This is a genomic window from Sphingomonas oligophenolica (genome assembly GCF_039522915.1).
Taxonomy (GTDB): Bacteria; Pseudomonadota; Alphaproteobacteria; order Sphingomonadales; family Sphingomonadaceae; genus Sphingomonas; species Sphingomonas oligophenolica.
In genome coordinates, this window is the sequence record NZ_BAAAEH010000047.1 from 410,956 (window position 1) to 431,960 (window position 21,005).

At 64.0% G+C, this 21,005-nt stretch carries 17 protein-coding genes; 10 read left to right on the plus strand and 7 right to left on the minus strand.

Features of this window, described 5'->3' with window-relative positions; genetic code table 11:
* Window positions 1-2: 2 nt before the first annotated feature.
* From ABD050_RS23255 to ABD050_RS23270, 4 genes are all read left to right on the plus strand, one after another.
* Window positions 3-767 (plus strand): ABC transporter ATP-binding protein, encoded by a 765-nt coding sequence (locus ABD050_RS23255; RefSeq protein WP_343891907.1) that lies wholly within the window; start codon window positions 3-5, stop codon window positions 765-767.
* Entirely contained in the window at window positions 757-1,689 is a 933-nt protein-coding gene (locus ABD050_RS23260; protein ID WP_343891908.1) for an FkbM family methyltransferase, read from the plus strand. The genes ABD050_RS23255 and ABD050_RS23260 overlap by 11 nt, the downstream gene beginning before the upstream one ends.
* Entirely contained in the window at window positions 1,686-2,939 is a 1,254-nt protein-coding gene (locus ABD050_RS23265; protein ID WP_343891909.1) for an acyltransferase family protein, read from the plus strand. Before ABD050_RS23260 ends, ABD050_RS23265 begins: the two co-directional genes overlap by 4 nt.
* Before the next feature lie 185 nt (window positions 2,940-3,124).
* A complete protein-coding gene (locus ABD050_RS23270; protein WP_343891910.1) occupies window positions 3,125-3,796 on the plus strand; it encodes a hypothetical protein in 672 nt (223 codons plus the stop codon).
* 46 nt (window positions 3,797-3,842) lie between these two features.
* Here ABD050_RS23270 and ABD050_RS23275 read toward each other — a convergent pair whose 3' ends face one another.
* On the minus strand, window positions 3,843-5,999 hold the full coding sequence (locus ABD050_RS23275; RefSeq protein ID WP_343891911.1) for a sulfatase-like hydrolase/transferase: 2,157 nt from the start codon (window positions 5,997-5,999) through the stop codon (window positions 3,843-3,845).
* A gap of 236 nt (window positions 6,000-6,235) precedes the next feature.
* Here ABD050_RS23275 and ABD050_RS23280 point away from each other — a divergent pair, with 236 nt between their 5' ends.
* The 3 genes from ABD050_RS23280 to ABD050_RS23290 all read left to right on the plus strand — a co-directional run bounded on the left by ABD050_RS23280 (window position 6,236) and on the right by ABD050_RS23290 (window position 8,677).
* Window positions 6,236-6,760 carry a Spy/CpxP family protein refolding chaperone gene (locus ABD050_RS23280; RefSeq protein ID WP_343891912.1) on the plus strand — a complete coding sequence of 175 codons (525 nt, stop codon included), beginning with the start codon at window positions 6,236-6,238 and terminating at the stop codon, window positions 6,758-6,760.
* Window positions 6,761-6,870: 110 nt separating this feature from the next.
* Window positions 6,871-7,581: a response regulator gene (locus tag ABD050_RS23285; RefSeq protein ID WP_343891913.1), complete on the plus strand. Its 711-nt coding sequence runs from the start codon at window positions 6,871-6,873 to the stop codon at window positions 7,579-7,581.
* A 1-nt stretch (window position 7,582) separates the two neighbouring features.
* Window positions 7,583-8,677: a sensor histidine kinase gene (locus tag ABD050_RS23290; RefSeq protein ID WP_343891914.1), complete on the plus strand. Its 1,095-nt coding sequence runs from the start codon at window positions 7,583-7,585 to the stop codon at window positions 8,675-8,677.
* On the opposite strand, the gene ABD050_RS23295 is transcribed toward ABD050_RS23290, so the two are convergent.
* From ABD050_RS23295 to ABD050_RS23310, 4 genes are all read right to left on the minus strand, one after another.
* Window positions 8,671-9,393: a response regulator transcription factor gene (locus ABD050_RS23295; protein WP_343891915.1), complete on the minus strand. Its 723-nt coding sequence runs from the start codon at window positions 9,391-9,393 to the stop codon at window positions 8,671-8,673. The two genes, ABD050_RS23290 and ABD050_RS23295, sit on opposite strands and share 7 nt — an antisense overlap.
* 256 nt (window positions 9,394-9,649) lie before the next feature.
* Window positions 9,650-10,438: an HvfC/BufC family peptide modification chaperone gene (locus ABD050_RS23300; protein WP_343891916.1), complete on the minus strand. Its 789-nt coding sequence runs from the start codon at window positions 10,436-10,438 to the stop codon at window positions 9,650-9,652.
* Window positions 10,438-11,343: an MNIO family bufferin maturase gene (gene bufB / locus ABD050_RS23305; protein WP_343891917.1), complete on the minus strand. Its 906-nt coding sequence runs from the start codon at window positions 11,341-11,343 to the stop codon at window positions 10,438-10,440. Before bufB ends, ABD050_RS23300 begins: the two co-directional genes overlap by 1 nt.
* Before the next feature lie 111 nt (window positions 11,344-11,454).
* A complete protein-coding gene (locus ABD050_RS23310) occupies window positions 11,455-13,542 on the minus strand; it encodes a ferritin-like domain-containing protein (RefSeq protein ID WP_343891918.1) in 2,088 nt (695 codons plus the stop codon).
* A gap of 668 nt (window positions 13,543-14,210) precedes the next feature.
* Between ABD050_RS23310 and ABD050_RS23315 the strand changes: the two genes are divergently transcribed.
* The gene (locus tag ABD050_RS23315; protein WP_343891919.1) at window positions 14,211-15,239 is read left to right on the plus strand and encodes a hypothetical protein; all 1,029 of its coding nucleotides are present in this window, start codon (window positions 14,211-14,213) and stop codon (window positions 15,237-15,239) included.
* 24 nt (window positions 15,240-15,263) lie between these two features.
* On the opposite strand, the gene ABD050_RS23320 is transcribed toward ABD050_RS23315, so the two are convergent.
* Window positions 15,264-15,563 (minus strand): DUF1330 domain-containing protein, encoded by a 300-nt coding sequence (locus ABD050_RS23320; protein ID WP_343891920.1) that lies wholly within the window; start codon window positions 15,561-15,563, stop codon window positions 15,264-15,266.
* Window positions 15,564-15,789: 226 nt separating this feature from the next.
* Here ABD050_RS23320 and ABD050_RS23325 point away from each other — a divergent pair, with 226 nt between their 5' ends.
* On the plus strand, window positions 15,790-16,905 hold the full coding sequence (locus ABD050_RS23325) for an NADH:flavin oxidoreductase (RefSeq protein WP_343891921.1): 1,116 nt from the start codon (window positions 15,790-15,792) through the stop codon (window positions 16,903-16,905).
* A gap of 43 nt (window positions 16,906-16,948) precedes the next feature.
* Here the strand turns inward: ABD050_RS23325 and ABD050_RS23330 are convergent, their stop codons facing one another.
* On the minus strand, window positions 16,949-18,118 hold the full coding sequence (locus ABD050_RS23330) for an FAS1-like dehydratase domain-containing protein (RefSeq protein WP_343891922.1): 1,170 nt from the start codon (window positions 18,116-18,118) through the stop codon (window positions 16,949-16,951).
* Window positions 18,119-18,514: 396 nt separating this feature from the next.
* Here ABD050_RS23330 and ABD050_RS23335 point away from each other — a divergent pair, with 396 nt between their 5' ends.
* Window positions 18,515-20,986, plus strand: coding sequence for a TonB-dependent receptor (locus tag ABD050_RS23335; protein ID WP_343891923.1), 2,472 nt, complete (start codon window positions 18,515-18,517; stop codon window positions 20,984-20,986).
* Window positions 20,987-21,005 lie beyond the last annotated feature (19 nt).

The following is a 21,005-nucleotide window of genomic DNA, read 5'->3' on the forward strand; positions in this document are numbered from 1 at the left end:
ACATGGCGTCGATCAGCCTCGACCATGTCTCGGTGCGCTTCCCGCTCTATGGCGCGCGCAGGCCCCGGCTCGGCGCCGCGCTGCGCCATGTCGGGGGGATCATCAGCCGGCCAGCACACGGGCCGGCCCATGTCGACGCGCTGCGCGACGTCTCGCTGAGCCTCGAAAATGGCGATCGCGTCGGCCTGATCGGCCATAACGGCTCGGGCAAGAGCACCCTGCTGCGCGTCATCGGCGGCATCTACCCGCCCGTCAGTGGGTCGGTACGGGTTTCGGGCCGGGTGCTGGCGCTGTTCGATCCGCTGCTCGGCATGAACGTCGAATGCACCGGGCGCGAGAATGTCGTGCTGCGCGGCATCTTTGTCGGCCTCACGCCGCGCCAGGTGATGGCCCAGATCGACGAGATCACTGCGTTCAGCGAGCTCGATGCCTATATGGACGTGCCGCTCAAGGCCTATTCGACCGGCATGCAATTGCGGCTCGCCTTCGCCATCGCGACAGCCTTTCAACCGGATATCCTGCTGCTCGACGAGCAATTCGCGATGGGTGACGCCGCCTTCATGGCGAAGGCCGAGCGGCGGCTCGCGACCTTTGTCGGCCGCGCCGGGATCGTCGTCCAGGCGTCGCATTCCGAGCGGCTGTTGCGCGAAACGTGCAGCCGGACCATCCTGCTCGATCAGGGCGATATGGTGATGTTCGACGAGACCGACCGGGTCTTCGCGCGCTATCACGCGGGTATTGAAGGAAAGGCGGCCCATGCCGATTGACCGCCCGACCATCAAGGGCCGCCTGCGGCGCGTTGCACGCGCGCTGCTGCGTCCGGGAGCGTCATTGCCGACCTATACGTCGCGCATGCTTCACCTCAACGATATCGGCACCCTGCATCGTGCGGCGCTGGAGGATGCCTGTCGGCGGGACGCGAGCCCGGCCTATCTCGGCGACCATATCGGGCTGTGTCGAATCCTCGGGCGCTATAAATTCCATGTCGACACCCGCGACAGCGGTTTCGGCGCCAACATCCTGCTCGACGGCTATTGGGAATTGTGGCTGACCCAGTTCATGGCGCGATCGGTCGCACGTGGCGCGGTCGTCGTCGATGTCGGCGCAAATTACGGCTATTATTCGTTGCTGCTCGCTGACCTGGTCGGGCCGGCTGGGCATGTCTACGCGGTCGAGCCCAATCCGGCCGCGGCGGCGCTGCTCAGGCGCTCGATCGCGCTCAATGGTTTCAATCCGCGCACCACGATATGCGAAGTGGCCGCCGGCGCCGCAGACGGCGGCACCGCGACGCTGTTCGTGCCCGATGGCGAACCCAAGAACGCAGCGATCATAGCGGACGGGGCAGGCGCGCCGGCGCATGGGGCGGCCCATCACGTCCCCGTCGCGACGCTCGACAGCCTGCTGACGGCGCATCCCAGGATCGACTTCATCAAGATCGATGCCGAGGGGGCCGAACAGGGCATCATCGCTGGCCTGGCGCGGACCTTCGCGGTCCACCGCCCGGATATGGTGCTTGAGTTCAACGCGGCGCGCTATGCCGATCCGGCCGCATTCCTTGCCGAGCTGACTGCCATCTACGGGGCGCTGCGCCATGTGGATTTCACCGGCAACGCAGCCGCGATCACGCCCGAGCGCGTGCTTACCGAGCAATTCGGTGAAGACTGGCTGCTGTTTCTCAGCGCGTCATGATCGACGCGAGGGGCCAGCAGGGGGAAACGCGCGCCTTCCTGCCGCAAGTCGAGTCGCTGCGCGGCTTCGCGGCGCTGGCGGTCGCGTACAGCCATTGCGGGATCGCGCTGATCTTCGGCGCGAATATGCGGCGCGGGGCGGTCGAATATGGCTTCAGGGGATGGGTGCTCCGCCCGCTGGGATGGGCGACCAATGGCGAGGCAGCGGTCATCACCTTCTTCGTGATCAGCGGCCTGGTCCTCAGCCTCGCGCTGGACGCAAGGCCAGCGCACCGCGCGCTCGGCAGCTATGCCGCCTTCGGCGTGAAGCGAGTGTTCCGGCTCTATCCCGCCCATCTCGCGGCGCTGGCGCTGTTCGTACCGCTCGCAGCGCTGACCGTGTTCCGCGTGCCCGTGCTCGATCCGGCCCGGCTCGCCGCGCTCAGCTCAGGGTTGAAGCCGTGGGTCGACGGCACCGTCTACGCCCATCCATCGCTGGTCGGGGCGCTGAAGACGGGTGCGTTGCACGACAATTATTATAACCCGGTGACCTGGACGTTGCAGGTCGAAATCCTGGCCTGCCTGTTCCTGCCGTTCTTCGCGGCGCTCTCCCGGCACGGTAGATGGTGGATCGATACTGCTGTGCTCGCCCTGCTGGTCGGCGCGGCGGTGGCGCTGGATTCGCAGGCGCGGCCTGATCTCGTTCCGCTCTATCTGCCGGCCTTCTACGCCGGCTGCATGGTCAGGACGCATGGCCGCCGGTTCGCAGCCCTGCTGGGCCGGGCGCGGGGCGGGCAGGGGCTTGGGTTTGCCGCCTGCTTCCTGCTGCTGGTGGGCCCCGCCGCCGCGCTCAGCCCGGATCAGGCGCGGCTCGCGATCGTGCTCGATATGGCGGTGGCGGGCTTCGGCCTGGTCTCGATCATTGCCTGGGGGACCAGCCCAGCCCTCTCGCGCCTCATGCTCAACCCGGTCTCGCGCACGATGGGCCGGCTCTCCTACTCCTTCTACCTGTGGCACGACCTGACGCTCTTCGTCTTTACTCGGCTGTTGTTCGCGACCGTGCTGCCGGCGACGCTCGCCCGGTGGGACCTGGCGGTGTTATTCGGCACCGTGCTGGTGACGATATCGGGTTCCTTCGCTATCGCCGCCCTCTCGTATCGCTGGATCGAACGGCCCTTTGTCGCGTTCGGGAAATATGTGGCAGGGGCGGGTATCTTTACGCGCACGCCAGCCTGGTGGCGCGCTCAAGTGGTTGCGCCCCATATAGATTGAGCCTCACCGGCCAATCATGGTGACATGGCTCTAAGAATAGGTGGCATCATCGCGAGTTGGATCGGCCACCATAGAGATTGTATCGAGCCTGCATCATTAACTTATCTCAATCACCGTCGCAACGAAACTAATGCCGCACTTGATCGTTCGAAGCGCACATCAAAAAATCTGGAAAGGATTTGCTCATGAGTCGCTTGGGTCTATTAGCACGTGGCGTCGGTATATCGGCGCTGCTCGCGCTCTCCACCACGCCAGCCCTTGCGGGGCCCGGCAAAGCCGAGCGCGCACGCACGGCGATCGCCGAGGCGCGGGCGAAGGTCGAGGCCGGCGCCAGGATCGGTGCCGGTGGCGAAGCGCCCGGGCTTCATGATCGGGCGAAAATAGCGCTCGAGAATGCTGAAGCGGATCTGGCGCGCGGCAAGAAGGATGAGGCGATCATCGAAGCGCAGCATGCTTCGGACCTCGCCGGTATGGCGATCGTCGCGGCTGACCGCAACAAGGTCGCTGCCGAGCGCGCGCAGCGCAACGATGCCGAGAACGCCGCCGCGCAGTCACAACAGGCCGCCGCCGCCGCCAATGACCGCGCCGATGCTGCGCAACAGGCGGCCGCGACCGCGACCGCGCAAGCCGAGGCGCTTCGCAACGCGCCGCCGCCCGCGCCGGTCTATGTGCCGGTACCGACGCCAGCCGCGCCCACCACGACTACCGTGGCGACGACTGAACGGACGGTTGTCCACACCCCGACAAAGGCTCGGGCGGTACCCGTCAGGCATGTCGTGAAACGCCGTGTCGTCCGCAAGCCCGGCCATGCTGCCGTTGCCGAGAAGACGACGACCACGACCGTCACGACCCAATAACATCATGCCGATCCGGGGCGATGGCTGTCGCCCCGGACGGTATCTTTTACAGATCGCGTCGTTCGAGCCGCTCCAGTAGCGTCGCCATCTGGTCGGCAGCGGCCTGCACCGCTGCCGGATTGGGCACGCCAGCTCGTGCGGTCGGCGGCGTCACCGTTACCTCAACCAGGTTCGTTACCTCGTTCGGGTCCGCCTTCAGATCATACATCTCCCATTCCTGCGGTTCCTTGCCCGACGGATCGAAATAACGCGCGAGCTTGAAATCGTGAGTGCGCACGCAGCGCACATGGTTGGGCTGCTTCACCGATCCCGTGGTGAGATTCTCCACCGGTCCCTTGCCGCCCTTGCCGGTGATCACCGAGGCAACCACCTCCTGATAGACCGCGAACTCCTCATAGCTGTGCTTCTCCTGCGCGGTCCGTGAGGGGGGCAGGGGCGCGGTGATCTCGTCGTCAGTGATGAACAGCACGCCCTCGCGCACGCCGCCATCGGGCTCGACGATCGGAATTTCCACATCGTCGCCGCTCAGCGCATTGAGAAGCACCTCCGAGAGATCGACGCCTGGAAGCGGCGGCACCGGACGGCTCTGGGCAAGTTTCGCACTGTAGCTCCGGCGCGTGGCGGCATCGACGCCGGCAAGCCCCAACACGGTCGGCAGAATATCGATATGGCTGGTCAGCGCATCGATCTGCGCAGGCTCGGGCGCGACCACGCCGGCGGTGGCTGGCTGGGGTTCCTCATCTGAGCTCGGGAATTGCACGACGACTGGCACATGCAGCGCCTCCTGATAGGCAGTGTGCCATTTCTCGATCATCATGCCGTGCGCGGCGGCATATTCGCCGTGATCGGCAAGGAAGATGACGATCGTGTTGTCGGCCTGGCCCGATTCCTCCAGCGCATCGAGCACTGCAGTGATGTGGGTATCGACCACGGCGTGGAGCCAGCCGTAGAGCTGGATGAACTGCAGGCAATTGGTGTCGGGATCGTCCGAGAGCTGGAGCGGCAGGCAGCTCTTGAGCGACTGGGTCACCGCCGCCTGCATTTCCTGCTCGCGGAACGGATGGTTCGGAAGGTCGATATTGGTGCCACCATTCGGCAGCGCGCCCGCGATCGCGGCCGAGGCGGCACCGACAATGCCGTTGACGAGATTGAACCCGCCCTTGGCGGCGAGCGCCAGCCCGACCTTATAGGCCATCTCATATTGGCAGCTCGGCTTGGTCGAAAGATCCTCATTCTGGGTCGGCGCCGGCCCGGCGCACTCCTGCGGAAAGCCGAGCGGATTGAGCGGGATCTGGATCGAGCCCGCCACCGGCGGCGGCGTCACGTCGCCCGCCAGCGGCACGGTGAGGGGCCCGAAGATCGACTGTGTCGTCGGTGTGATCGTCTTGGGCCCGATCGTGATCGGCTGCGGATCGTCGGCGGGCAGCGCCTGGGCGATCACGCCGGGATAGGTCGCGATGTCATGCGGGTTGGTGAAGGAGGCAACGGCGAACCAGGGTGGGATGTTGGCCGTATCAGGGCCCGTCGTTGCCGGATCCTCGACCGCCATCTGGGCGTAGACGCGGTTGTAATTGGAGGCGAGGCCCTGGCGGCGGATGAAGGCGCAGGCGCTGTCGGTGAAGCCGGCATCGCGATAGACGCCGAGATTATTGGCCTGGGCGCCGTGCGGCTCGGGATAGCTCTCCTCCCAATTGTCGAAGCCGTAGCGCTTCAGCGAATGCTCGGGCGGGTTGGAGACGTGCCATTTCCCGAAATAATGGGTCGAATAGCCCGCCTCCCGCATCCAGGTGCCGAGCGTCGGGATGCCGTCAGCGTCGAGCCAGGGGAAGTTCGAGGAATCGCCGTTCTTGAACAGCCCGTCTGTCTGGGTGACGCCGGTCTTCGTCCCATATTGCCCGGTATAGATGGTCGCGCGGCTGGGCGTGCAGGCGCTCGCGGCGATGCTGTGGTTGCGCAGTACCACCGAATTGCGGCGCAGGCGGAGCAGGCCGGGGAAATATTTGGCGTAGCTATTGTCCGCGTGGACCTCGCCTTGGAAGCCGAGAATCTGCTTGAGCTCCTCCACGAAGCCACCCTCGGCGCCATAGGAGAAGCGCGGGAAGCGATATTGGTCGCAGGTGATCAGGAGGATGTTGGGCGGCGGGGGCGGAGCGGGCGCCGGTGTCGGTTTCGTGTGGCCAGTGCCGTTCGTGCCGTCTGTCATGTCCCGCCCCCGTTGCTCAAAGCTCAGGATGCGGAAATGCCCGGGGCGGATGGTGCAAGGCAAGCCGGGCGGGGCGGGAATAGCGCCAGAGTTGGGGCATCTCCCGGCACATCAGCGTTTCGAACTTTACACTGCTTAACGATGGGCGGGAACGCGCGAAACATCGGCGCGCCAGAAACGCCCTGCCGCAACGGTGCAGTTGATTGGACCGCGAGCGGCGAAAGGAGATCATCGAGATGAACGACACACCGGAAAACAACTTTCATTCGCTCAATCGCGCGACGGGGCGAGGTTGGCTGCGACGCGCAGCTCTGGCCGTTGCACTTGTGGCGAGCGGCGCGGCGTTGCCGATCGTGGTCGCGTCCGCCCAGGGAGTCGGTATGCACGGGATGCATGGCCCGATGGGCAGCGCCGGCGACATGCACGCAATGGCGATGAGGCACGTCACGCAGATGCTCGACCAGGTCGGTGCAAGCGACGACCAGAAGGCGAAGATCGGTTCGATCCTCCACGCCGGCTTCGAGCCAATGGCCAAGATGCACGAGGACATGGCCGATACGCACACCGCCCTGCACAAACTCCTGTCCGCGCCGACGGTCGATCGGGCCGCGATCGAGCAGCTCCGGGCCGCCCAGATCGCGCGGATCGACGGCGCGAGCCGCATCGCCACGGCGGCGATGGCCGACGCCGCAGAAATATTGCGGCCCGACCAGCGCGCCAAGCTGGGGACCCTTGCGGCAGAACATCGCCACGGGATGTGACGTCGCTGCTCCGTCCATGGTGAACCCCGCCTCTTGCCCCTGGGGCGATCACGGTTCACGAGCATGGACGGAGCCGCACTTTCTCCTATTCGAGGCAGCATCACGCGCCGATGCCCACAATTCTGATCATCGATGACGACGTCCGGCTTGCCGAGATGCTGCGCGACTATCTGTCCGAAGGGGGCTTTCTGGTCGAGACCCGTCACAGCGGGGCAGCAGGGATCGAGGCAGCGACCCGGCATTGTGCCGATGGCCGCGGATATGACGCGGTCATTCTCGATATCATGCTGCCGGATATTGACGGTCTCGAAGTCTGCCGTCGCCTGCGCGCGCAAAGCGACGTACCCATCCTCATGTTGACTGCCCGTGGCGAGGATACCGACAGGATCGTCGGCCTCGAACTCGGCGCCGATGACTATCTGCCCAAGCCGTTCAATCCGCGCGAACTGCTGGCGCGTCTCAAGGCGATTCTGCGACGCCGAGGCGATTCGGGCAGGGACGAGTCAGCCACGCTTCGGTTCGGCCGGCTCGAGATCGATGCCGGATCACGGTCTGTGCGGCTAGACGGCGAAACCAGGATATTGACCTCCTATCAGTTCGACCTGCTGCTCATTCTCGCCCAGCACGCCGGCAGGATCATGTCGCGCGAACGGCTGATGGATCTTGCGCGGGGAGAGGAGCTCGAGGCGTTCGATCGATCAATCGACGTGCATATCTCGCGCCTGCGCGCCGTTCTGGAAGATGTTCCCGCGCGGCCGCGCCGGATCATCACGGTGCGCGGTGCCGGCTATGTCTTCGCCAAGATCCAGGATCAGGCCTGAGATGCGCCGCTTCCGTCGTCGGCACCTGTTCTGGCAGATTTACCCGACTCTCCTGATCAGCGTCGCGCTGGTCGCGGTTCTCGGGGCAATCGTGTGGCACCTTTCCGGCGTGGCGCCGATGGGGCCGGGCTTTCCCATGCACCGTCCCTCGGTGCAGCGCTTCCAGGTGCACAGCCTGGCGATGCTGATCATGGTCGCCATGGTGGTCGGCGTCGGTGCCTATCCGGTCATTTCCAGGATAACGCGACGGCTCGAGGCGTTGCGCGCCAGCGTCGAGGCATGGGGTGGCGGGGACCTGGCCCGGCGTGCCGCAATCGATGGCGACGACGAGATCGCCGCTGTCGCCGCGAGCTTCAATGCCGCTGCTGATCGGACGGATGCCTTGCTCTCCGCCCACAAGACCTTGCTGGCGCATGCAAGCCACGAATTGCGGTCGCCGCTCGCCCGTCTCGCGCTGGCGGTGGAAATGCTCGCCGAGGCTTCGGGCGGATCGCTCGTGCCGGTAATCCGCGGCGAAATCGCCGAGCTCGATATGCTTGTCGAGGAAATCCTGCTGGCAAGCCGGCTCGATCACGGCACGGATGTCGGCCGACGCGAGATCGTGGATTGCCTCGCGCTGGCCGCCGAGGAGGCAGCGCGCGCCGGCGTGCAGATGTGCGACGTTCCGCAAGGGTCGCCGGCCTTCGAGGTCGTCGGTTCGGCGACTCTGCTGCGCCGCCTGATCCGCAATCTGATCGAGAACGCCATCAAGCACGGCGCCGCGCCGGTCGATATCGCGCTTCGGCACGGCACGCGGGACGGCGAGGCGATGATCGTCATTGCGGTGCATGATCATGGAATGGGCATTCCGGCTGCGCTGCGGAACCGGGTGTTCGAGCCTTTTTTCCGCCCCGAAGGTTCGGCAGAGGCAGCAGGCAGCTGGGGCCTCGGTCTCTCGCTGGTACGGCAGATTGCCAATCGCCATGGCGGCCGCGCGTCCTGTTCGTCGTCGGATGCTGGTATAACCACGTTCACCGTCGAGCTTCCGATCAATGACGGGCAAGGCTCGACCGGCGACAGCCCGCCGGTGCCTTATCGCCAGCCGGACGATTATTGAATCGTCGCCGGTGCTCCGCCGCCGCCCAACACCTGGCCCCGGGCCAGTCGCCAGGTCTCCGGCGGTCCGTCGCGGGAACCCGCCGGGGCGCCTGGCAGGCTGTCGGGGGTCAGTCCCGCTGCGAAGGCTATTCGCAGCGCCGCCGGAAGCGAGCGGACGTCAAGCTTGGCCATCATCTTCGAGCGGTAGATCTCGACCGTCCGTGCGCTGATCTCGAGTATCGCAGCGATCATCTTGTTGGCGCGACCTTCGAGCAGGTTCATCAGGACGTCGCGTTCGCGCGGCGAAAGGCTGGCGATTTTCGCTCTCGCCAGGCCGGCCGCTGTCGTCGTCGCGCGGCTTTGCGCCAGAGCGGCGTGAGCGGCATCGACTGCGTCGAACAGTTTCTGGCTCGGGCAGGGTTTCTGGATGAAATCGGATGCGCCGCTCCGCATCGCATCGAGCACACGCGGCACAGTGCCCATGCCGGTGAGGATCAGGATCTCGAATTTATGCGGATGTGCTGCCTGAAGTATTTTCAGCACCTCGAGGCCGCTCAGGCCCGGCATATTGAGATCGAGCAGCAGGACACCGGGGTCGAGATTGCTGGCTTCAGCGAGAAGTGCCTCCCCGCTGTCGAAACTACGCACAGACTGGCCCGGCTGCAGCTCCAGCAGATCGCTGAGGGCTTTACGAAGGTCATTGTCGTCATCGACAATGTAAGTGGTACGTACCATCTCCTTGTATCTCCCAATTCAGCGCCGCTAAGCAATTTCGGGCCGCCCACTCAATTGACGATAGTTGGACCGTGCCGCAACGGACTCTCACTCAATGAAAATATCTCATCAATTTCCCAGCTCTGACTACATAAACATATATTATATTGATTAGTTCCACGGGTAAAAATTTGCTATAAACTTATATAAAGCGTCAGTCTTAATCATCGGCATTTCGCGGTCATAGAGAAAAATATTCGAGCTAATCTTCATCTACTTAAGCGATTGGCATCGCTAGACCTTGCTCCATTGCCGTGGTGAGCCATGGCAGGATGCGCGCAGCGGGGGGCATCTCGGTCGCGTCGTGCGGATCGTCGGGGAGAGCCGCAAGCCAGTCATGCTGCCATGGTTCGAGCCGTTTGCAGACGACCCGGTATTGCACGCGCGAAACGGAAAGCCGGGTTTGGCCGGCCACGGGCAGCGGCGGCGCTTCGCCGCGCTCCGCGCAGGCGAGAGTATCGGTGAAGTCGAACGGCAATGTGAGCAGGCGGACAGTGTCAGGCCGCCACCAGCGACGGGCTCGACCGTGGCGCAGACCGAGGATCGATGCCATTACCGGATCTAAACCGGCCTCGGGCGCGACGGGGCTGTCGCGCTCAACGCCCCGCGCGCGATGGACTTCAGCTCTGGCCCGCTCGATCCGCGCCAGCGCCGCCGGGATCGCCTCGACGGGTTGCGGGGTCCCGTCGCCCACCGGTCGTGCGGCCTCCAGATAGTCGGCAAAGCCCGCCCCGAAATCATAGAGGGTGTAGGACCGCGACGGGTGCGCGGCGATATAGCCTTGCGCGAACAGGCCGAAGGCGGTCGGCCCGGCGAGCGCCGCCAGCACGGGATATTCGGTCTCAAGGCATTCGAACAGTCGCTGCCGATAGCCTTGCGCGTAGATGCCGAGCCGCATCCCGGCGGTCAGCCGGTTGTCGCCGCGAACATGGTCGCGCGGGTCCTGCGCTTCGCCGTCGAGCATCGCAGCTTGCAGCCAGCTCTGGAGATCGGCGAGCCCTGCCATCACGCGGCGACCAGCGTCTTTAAGCCGAGCCGCTCGCGTACCGCTTTCGCCTTGGCGAGCTCGGCCAGCAGTTCGTCAAATGGGGGAATATGTGCATCCCATTCGAGCAGGGTGGCGACTGGACCGCAATGCTCCCAGGCTCGCGCATAGAGCGGCCAGACAGAGTCGGGCACTGGCCTGTCATGGGTATCGATAAGGTGCGTGCCATGGTCGCTCGGCCCAGCAAGATGGACCTGGACGACATGATTGGCGGGCACCGCGTCGATATAGTCGAGCGGATCGAAGCCATGGTTGAAGGCGCTGACATGGACATTGTTGACGTCGAGCAGCAGCCCGCAGCCGGTATCCTCGGCGAGCCGGCCGATGAACTCCCATTCGGGCATCCGGCTCGCCTGGAATTCGAGATAGGTGCTTGGGTTCTCGAATATGATCGGGCGGCCGAGATACTCCTGCACCATGCGCACCCGGCCGGCGGTGTGGGCAAGGCTTTCCTCGGTGAGCGGCATCGGCAGCAGGTCATGGCTGTTCAGGCCGCCAATGCCGGTCCAGCAGAGATGGTCCGAAATCCATAAGGGAGAAACCCGCGCTGCCAGCGCCTTGAGCTTTGCCAGATAGGCCATGTCGAGCGCTGCGGTGCTGCCGATCGACAGCGAGACGCCGTGCATCACGACCGGCCGGTGCGCGGCCACATGCTCGAGGACGCGCATGCCATAGCCTTCATTGTCGAGGTAATTTTCGGAAATCACCTCGAACCAGTCCACCCCCCAGGCGGCGGGCGGGGTGCGCATCAGATGCGGATAATGCTCCTCGCGCAGGCCCACCCCGTCGCCCGGGTTGGGGAGACCGAGGCGTGGAGGAACGGTGCGCGATGCCCCTCCTTCGTCATGCCTGACCCGTTCCGGCATCCATGGTTCCGCAAGCGCCGCAGATGTTGCGGACGCGGGACCATGGACCCCGGAACAAGCCCGGGGTGACGGCGGGGGATGGGGGAAATGTGCTTTCTCCAAGGTCGATCCTCAGGTCGATGGCGGGAAGGCGAGGCGGATGTCGTTCGGCTCCTGCTGCACGGGCGCCTTCAATTTCATGTGCTTCGCCACCGCGCCGAACGCCGCGAAGGCGATGTCCTCGACCTTGTCGCCCTTGTTGAACGGGATGGTGCCGAACTTTGTCGGCTTGAAACCGCCGGCATTGGCCTCGGGCGTCGGCTCGAGCTGATACAGGTCCATCGTCCCGCTGACCGGATAGATCTGGCAGGCCGAGATCGGCACCGCGCACCCGCCGAAGCCGCCGCACCGGTTGTCGCTCGGCGCGGTATAGGTCGTCCCGCTCGGCGTCGGCGTCGGGGTGCCGCACAGCCCGCCCTTGGCCCGTACCGCCACGGCGGAGCAGCCGCCGCCCTGCGGCTTGCCGGGGGTGGGCTCGGACGCGCTGCGCACGCTGGCGCTGCAATTGCCGCCGCCGCCGCTCGGCTGCACGAAGCCGCAGCCGCCCATGCCCTTGCACAGATTCGAGCCGCGGCAGGTGTGATAGACTTGGGTGAGGGCGCAGCTGTTGGTGCCAATGCCGTCGGGCGCGTGCAGATCGAGCCCTTGGCAGGTGTGGTTGACGATCCGCGTATTGGGGGCGGGCACGCCCTTGCTGAGATCAGGCATGCGGGCCATCGCCGCCCATGCCGTCGCCATGCGATCGCCCGAGCCCGACATGGATGGATAGGGGAAGGAAATCGACGCGCCCTTCGGGTTCCAATATTGGTCGAGCACCGTCGTCACGCCCTTGATCGCACCGACCACTGCCTGGCTGAGCGTCGCATGGCTCTGCTCCCGGACATCCTCGGCATAGAGATTGTTGAGCGCGCTCGCGATCTGCTCGGGGGTGGGTAGCTCATAAGGGTTGTCGGTCGGGTCGTAATCGGCGGTGATGAGGTCGGCCGCCGACCAGTTGCCGGCCTTGCCCGCCTTGTCCCAGGTCACGATGCCGCCGTCGCGCATCAGCTGGCGCACTTCCTTGAAGCGCTCGAAATGATCCTCGCCGTCATTGTCGAAACGCGCCGCGGCATCGCCCGAGGGAACCTGCGCGCCGGTATCCGAATAGCTCGGATAATCCGATTCGAGCGCGTCGCGATCGGGGCGGTAGCGCACCTCGACCGCAGTGAGCAGCCCGGCCTCATTGGCCAGCTTGAGCCGCGCCTTCAGCGTCGCACCCTCGCCCTGATCAGTGATCGCGTTCATCATGTTGAGCGCCTGCTTGAAGGCAATGCCGCTGTCGGTCAGCGCGACGGTGGTCTCGACCCCCATATATTCGCGCATCGGATGGCCGGGAAAACTGAAGGTGTTGAACAGGTCGTTCTGCTGGCCGTCCGGATTGAAGACATGGTCCCACAGGCAGGAGCCGTCATCATAGCGGATCTGCAGATAGTCGCGGTAGCATTGGTACATATAGCCGATCGAGCCGAACAGGATGCCGGCGGTGGCCGGATCATAATCGGGGTCGCCGCCGTCGAACGGCACTTTCGGGAAATATCTGCCCTTGTTGCGCTTGATATCATGCTCGGCATCGTCCTGCGGCTGCTCGATCGCGAGGAACAGCTTGATGCGGTCCTCGTCGAGTGGGCCGACATCGACCTTCACATCGGTATAGGTGTCGGTATCACGCAGATCGACGATGTTCGGGATCGTGGTCAGCGCCGGACCGTAACAAGTCCAGCCATTGTCCGAATCCTGCAGGGCCGGATCAGTGAAGGAGGGCGTGCAGCCGATGGCGGTCGCGATATTCGCGGCCATCTGCAGATGCAGCATCTCCTGGATGAAGATCGAGAAGATGATGTTGAAGGCCTGCTTGTTGCCCCAGCCCGGCCTGGTCTTGTCACCCTCGGTGAAATAGGCGGCCTTGGCGCCGGGCCATATCCGGCCCTTGTAGAAATCATTCCCCTTGCCGGTGATCGGGTGGAAGCCCTCGATCGAATAGAGCGTCGTCATGTAGAGCGGGATGGTGAACAGCTCGACATTGACCGCCTGCTGCGCGATCCATCGCACCACGCGCTTGTCGGTCTCGGCAAAGGTGACGTCGCGGGCCGACAAGCTGCCGGCTTCGTGGGTGAGATGCATGGTATGTCCCTCTTCCTGATGCGGATGATTGCTCTGCAACGGGCTATTCCACGGCCGAAGAATCGGCGTCAATCGACTGAAATTGCAGCAAAAATGGTGATAACTTCGGTAAGTGGCGCGAAAGGTTGGGGAAAGCGGTCCGGCACCGGTTATTTGGGTTCGGATCTGGTTCTATCTCCCCGAGGCGGCCCCGTGGTTGCGAGAGCAAAGTAAAGCCGTTGGATCGGCCGGAATTCAGCCCAGTAAAGAGTGATTTTCGTCAGGGCGCGTCCACCCCGCATTTTGACATCGCTACTTTGTCGTTCTCCCGCGCGGCCGTAGCGAGGAGATGGCGCAAAGCATAGTTGCTAGAATTTCACTGAAATATGTGCGAATCTTTACTGATAATTATCTTAACGAATTTTGAGAAGATGCTATTTATTCGTAATATTACATATAGAGATATCAGTATCGCTGACTGAATATTTGCGTGCCTCCTTTCCGCCGAGCGTAGGCTCGAGCCTTTTCGGGAGAAATCCTAGGCTCCGTGCGGCCGCGGTTGAATCGCTAGTGCGCGACTGTACCTTCACAGGAATAGGGGGAACGCGATACCCGGAACCGGAGATAGGGTGCCTGGCACGTCGGCGCCTCCGCCGGAAATGCAGGAGTTCAGCAGACTGTCGTCGAAAGTGAGTCCGGTTTTCATCCGCGAGTCACGGCTGGTCTTCCTGCTGTGGGGAGCGCCGTTCATCCTGGCGGTCGCGCTGTTCTTCGCTGCCTGGTTCGCGATGTTAGCATCGCTGGCAGGGCCGGATGCGCACTCTTCCCTTCGCCTCCTCGGGCGGACATACCCGGCATCGCCCGAAACTGTCCGGATCGCGTTGCTGTTGCTGGGCGGCTTCATCTTCCTTTCCTTTGCCGCGACGGTGGGCCGGCGAATGCTTCCGGCAATGGCCTCAACGATTTCGATCAGCGAGGCGGGCGTGATCGTGACTGCCGGTTGGGAAAGCGTCTCCGTCCCGCTGGACGCCTTGACCAGGGCCCGCGTGAACCGCCAACTGGTCGGCGCCCGGGCGAAGCTGACCCCACAAACCCGGCCCTTGGCCCTGACCTTTGCCGATGGACGGCGGTTGGTTAAGGCGCTGGACCGGCTGGGCGTCGTCTGCAGCACCAATGACGATGCCCTCAAGCCGGATTCCAGCTTTTGTCTGCCCGCTGAAGAGCCGGTGCGGTGGGAGGGCAGGCCCGGCTGGCCGATGGCCTATTGGTTCATCGCCGCCCTGGCCTGGCCTCCGCCAATGATTTTCGCTCTGTGGCTCTGGGCAATCTGGAGTCGGCCAGGGCTGCTTGTGACCCACCTGCTATATTCGTTCGTGGCCCTCCTCTCGATCGGCATCATGGCTATCGGCATGATGGTGCTGATCGTCACCAGGGCGGGCGTGCTGGCCCGCGCTCTCGCCGGCACGATCGCTATCACTGATCGTCGGATCGCATGGCGCGCACCGGGGACGGGCGTGATATATCGCCAGATCCAGGGCGCCGACCTCCTGTCGGCAAGCCTGATCGAGGAGAAATCGGACCGCGGCTGGATCAGCCTGTCGGTGCGTGACGCGAAGGGCGAGGTTCAGGAGATCGATTTGTTCGACCTGCCGAAACCCGATCAGGCGCTCGTGGCGCTTCAAGCGCTGATCGTGCCCGATCCGGCAGCGCGCCGATAGGGCGCGTGGCGAAAAGGGCGCGCATCACGAGAGGCCCTGCACGATCATCGCCCGGTAATCAGCGGCTTGCCTGCGATAGGGCAGCGCCGCCTGATAGGCCGGGCTGTCATACCAGGCTTTCGCATCCTCGACGGTCGGGAATTGCAGGACGAGCACGCCGTCGGGCGTCGGGCCTTCGAGCGCCTCGACGGCGCCATAGACGACGAGCGGCGTCAGCTTGGCGCTGAATTCGGCCGCATTCTCGCGATTCATCCGCTGATATTCAGCCATCGCCTCCGCGTCGCGCACGGGTTCGTCGCGGATCAGGATCATATAGGCAGTCATTAGCATTCCTCTCTTCGGGCTCATCGGCGGGTGCTTGTTCGGATCGGCTCGCGGACCAGCCTGGTCGGCGCCGCGCCGCCCTCCGACCCTCGCGCGGGAAACGCTCCTGCGTTGTTGTTCGAGGCTGATTGCTGAACACTTGATCAGCAATCGCGAATTCGGCAGTTGAATGCAACAAGGGCACGCGGGGTACGATCCGCGGCGCACCCGGATGAGGTTTCAAATCATGTCTTCGCCTGCCGATGTCCTGTTCGAGCCGTTCCGCCTGAAGTCGCTCGGCCTCAGGAACCGGATCGTGATGGCGCCGATGACGCGCTCGTTCGCGACAGGCGGCTTGCCGGGCGAGCCGCATGTCGATTATTACCGCCGGCGGGCTGAAGGCGAGGTGGGTCTGATCCTGTCCGAAGGCGCGGTGATCGAGCGACCCAATTCGCGCAATGATCCGGGCATTCCCTTCTTCTTTGGCGATGCGCTGCCGGGTTGGAAGAAAGTGATCGACGCAGTCCATGCCGCAGGCGGCGCGATGGGGCCGCAGCTGTGGCACTCGGCTTCTATCCGCAGCATGACCGCCAATTGGGAACCCGAGGGCGACGTCGAGAGCCCGTCAGGCCTGGTCAAACCCGACGAGGCGCGCGGCGTCGCGATGAGCGAGGAGGATATCGCCGATTCAATCGCCGCCTGGGCGCGCGCGGCGGTGGATGCGCAGCGGCTGGGCTATGACGTCGTCGAGATTCACGGCGCGCATGGTTATCTGGTCGATCAGTTCTTCTGGGACGGGACCAACGGGCGGCGCGATCGCTATGGCGGGGCGACGCTCAGGGAGCGGTCGCGCTATGCAGCCGAGGTGATCGCCGCGATGCGTGCTGCGGTCGGCCCCGACTTTCCGATCATCCTGCGGGTCAGCCAGTGGAAGCAGCAGGCCTTCACCGTGCGGCTCGCCGAAACGCCGGATGCAATGGCCGATTGGCTGGTGCCACTGGTCGAAGCGGGCGCCGACATGCTGCATTGCTCGCAGCGGCGTTTCTGGACGCCCGAATTCCCCGAGATCGACGGCGAGGAAGGGTTGAACTTCGCCGGCTGGGCCAAGAAGCTGACCGGCGCTGCGACGATCAGCGTCGGCTCGGTCGGGCTGTCGGGGGATTTCATCAATGTCTTCGCCGGGGAGCAATCGACCCCGACCTCGCTCGACAGCCTGATCCGACGGATGGAACGCAATGAGTTCGACCTGATCGCGGTCGGCCGTGCGCTGATCACTGACCCCGATTGGGCGGCGAAGGTGCACGCCGGAGACGATCGCGGCCTGATGGCGTTCCAGACCGAGGATCTCGCCGCGTTCCATTGATGGGCGCGGGGGGGGTGCCGCCCGGCGCTCCCCTGCGACGCAGTCAGCCTTTCTTCGTCGGCAGCTCGATCTCGCCCTTCGCGGTCGCCATGGTGACGCCGAGCTGGTTGGCCATCTTGCAATCGACCTGAACGACATGGCGGCCCTGCTCGTCGACCAGCTTGTCGATGATGTCGGCCGTCATGATCGTCGCGTCGCCGGTAAAGGCAGGCGCGCGATAGGCCGAATTGACGTGGACGACCTGGCCCCATTCGCCAGCCCAGCCGGCGAGATAGTCGAGCACCCAGGCGCCCATCGACGCGCCATAGCCATAGGTACGCGGCATGCCGATATAGCGCGCCCAGCGCGGGAAGAGATGGCCGCGCGAGGGGCCGAAATAGGCGCCGTCGGTCAGCTCGGGATTGATCCGCTCCATCACGCCGTCATTTTCGTGGCCGGCCATCGCGGGATCGAAGCCGAGCGCATCGAAATCGAGGGTCGGGCGATGGGTGTCGCCCCACAAGGTGAAGAGATAGGCGCGCCATTCAGTGGTGATGCTGGCGATACTGTGCGGGCCGAACACGCGGACCGGCAGCTTGTCGCCGATGCTGACATCCTCCCACCAGCGTTTGCCGTGGCCGAGCGCGTGCATCATGTCGATGAATTCGAGCTTGCGCGTTTCGAGCTCGGCGAGTTCGTCATCAGTCCATTCGGGATCCTCGGTCGCGGTCATCGATCCCATCTCGACCGCGAGATCATTGCGGTAGCGGATCGCGGTCGAGCGCTGCTTGGCGATCAGGTCGCCGTCCTGGTTGTAGTAATTATTGTCGCCGCGCTGGAAGCAGGTCGGCCCGGCGAATTTGGTCTCCTTGACGACATAGTCGAACGGAATCTTCTCGTTGGTGATCCGGTCGCCGCCGAAAATGCGCGGCCCGTAGAACCACCATTCGTCACCGCCGAAGATCAGGTGCGACCCCTTGATGCCGCCGACACAGGCAGGGCCGGCGCCGTGACCGTCGTCAGTCGCGACCGCGAAGGACTGCGGCGCGACGAGCCGCCCGTAACGGCCTTCCTTTGCGAAATCATGATCGTAATGCAGCAGGTTCGGATAGTGCATTGCCTGCACCCAGCGGCGGAAGTCGTTATTGTGCAACGGCTCTTTCATGCGCGCCGGCTGGATCGGCTTGCCGAGATACTGGTCTAGGTCCGAGCAATCGAGCGTCCTGTCAGTCACCACATGTCTCCGGATTGAATCGGGTTCGGGCGGTGGGATCCGCCCGTCATGCGTGAGGCTCGTATCGAGCGATCGCGGCGCAAGCCACCATGGGACCGACCGTGCGGCGAAATACCGCGTCGGCGGTAATCGATGATGTCCGACGGCGCCTCCGGTCCGGCCTCGAGGCTGGTGCTGGCCGTGCTGGTTGCGGCTCGAGCTGTGTCGATCAATCGCCGAGGGGTGGCGCCGTGACGCCACAGCCGGCACCTGATCGCAGCCGCGATATGTAATCCAACACCCCTGTATGATTGAGGCCATTGCCCAACATTTGTGCATAACGCGCAGACGAATCGACGTGCCGACGCAGACCCTAAAAGAGGTTGTGCGGTGAAACCCCAGGGGAGGACCCAACTCATGAAGGCAATTATTTCCAGTTATCTGGCGTGCGCTTGTGTTGCCGCACTGGCAGCGCCGACCCAGGCGATGGCGCAGCAGACGCCGCCTGCCGCACCAGCCGCCCAGGCCGATGCGAACGAGGATCTTGCGTCGACGAGCGACATCATCGTGCAGGCGCGCCGTCGCGACGAACGCCTCCAGGACGTGCCGGCCGTGGTCAACGCGGTGACCGCCGCCGATATCGCCAAGCTCAACATCCGCAACTTCACTGAAGTCCAGAACCTCGTCCCCGGTCTGCAGCTGTCGACCCTTCCGAACGGCACCGGCGCCAACGCACAGCTGCGCGGCGTCAACTTCGATATCAACGCAAGCGGCAACAATCCGACCGTCGAATTCTATCTGGACGACGCACCGATCACCGCAGGCGTTATCCTGCAGCAGGTTTACGACATCGGCCAGGTCGAGGTGCTGCGCGGTCCGCAGGGCACGCTGCGCGGCCGCGCTTCGCCATCGGGCTCGATCACCGTCACGACCAAGAAGCCGGATCTCAATTCGATCGGCGGCTATGTTCAGGCGACCGCCAACGACATCGGGACCCAGAACCTGCAAGGCGCAGTGAATGTCGACGTCATTCCGGGTATCGCAGCGATCCGCGTCGCCGGCCTCTACAATGTCGGTGACGCCAACCGCGTCCGCAGCCTCGACCGCAGCTATGACGCGCGCGACCCGCACACCCGGACCGCCAGCGGCCGCGTCAGCGCGATCGTTCAGCCGGTCGACTGGCTGCGGCTCGAAGGCATGTACGAGCGCTTCGACAATAATTACCGCAATTTCGACCAGTATGAATCGTACAGCCAGGCCAATCCGGCCGCACCGGCGACCACTGATCCGCTGATCACCGCCGATGCCAGGCTTTCCAACCGGGCCCGGCCGAACGTGGTCAGCCAGCTCTATGATATCTATAACGGGCGCGCCGAGCTGTCGTTCGCCGGCCAGCAGCTGATCTATCAGGGCCAGCATTACACGCAGAAGATCCGGTCGGCTGTCAGCCAGGATACGGCAAACCTGTTCCCGGGCACCGACACCTATCAGAATACGTCGAGCAACATCTCCTCGACTTCGCATGAACTGCGGCTGCAGAACCAGGAGCGCGTTCTCGGGATCTTCGACTATGTCCTCGGCGCCTTCGACAACAAGAACACGACGCCGACGACGCTGAACTCGCCGACGATCGTGCGCCTTCCACTGCTGTTCGGCGGCGGTGTCGCAGCGCTTGTGCAGACGCCAGTGGCCCGCAACGGCCGGTCGCACGAGCAATCCTTCTTCGGCAACGTGACCGCCCATATCGGCAACTCAACGCAGTTTTCGGGTGGCCTCCGTCACATCAGCTACAAGGATGTCGGGAACCTCGTCGTCGGCGGGAACGTGGTCCTGAACGACAGTCGCGAGGAGAAGAAATGGATCTACAGCGCGTCGGTGCAGCATAACTTCACCCCCGAGATCATGGTCTATGCCAGCACGGGCTCGTCCTTCCGCCCGGGCATCAGCGCGATCGGCGATTTCAACATAGCGAGCTCGGCGCTCGAGCGGTCGTTCATCAACCTTCCCGCGGAATCCTCGAAATCCTATGAAGTCGGGTTGAAGAGCACGCTGTTCGACCACCGCGCGCATTTCAACATCAGCGGCTATCACCAGACCTTCAGCAACTTCGTCTACCGTGCGCCGGGCAATGGCGTCTATTACATCAACACGGTGGCGGTACGGGACGCGCAGGGCAATGTGACCGGCACCTCGCAGCAGGTCGCGAACTTCAACTTCGTGGCCGCGGTTCCGGCTGAAGTGAACGGCGTCGAGGGCGAGCTGTCGGTCGATGTAACCCACCGCTTCAGCATCGGCATCGTCGCCAGCTATGCGCTCGGCAAGATCAAGGGCGGGACGATCCCCTGCACCGATCTGAACAAGGACGGCGTGCCCGATGCGGTCACTTCCGCCCCGACGCTCGCCCAGCTGCAGGCGGCGACCGGCGCCAACAATATCAGCGCCTGCAAGGTCACGCAGCGTTCGTCCTTCCTGCCGCCGTTCAGCGCCACCATCCAGTCGGAATATTCGCATCCGATTTCGGACCATGTCGATGCCTATCTGCGCGGGTTGCTGACCTTCAACGGCCAGTCGCAGGGCGACCCGACCAATGCGTTCGACCAGGTCGGCTCCTATGGGTTGCTCAACCTGTTCACCGGCATCCGCGATCCGCGCGGCATGTGGGAAATCAACCTGTACGCGAAGAACATCCTCAACACCGACAAGGTGCTGACCCGGACCACGCCGAACTCGACCTCCTACCAGCAGCTCGGCTTTGGTGGTTTCGGTCCGAACGGACCAATCCTGACCGGGCCCACAGCGGCAAACACGACAAGCAGCTACACCACCATCACCACGACGCCGAACCGCGAGTTCGGCGTGAACATGGTGTTCCGCTTCGGATCGCACTGACCACTGAAAGCCATTGCTC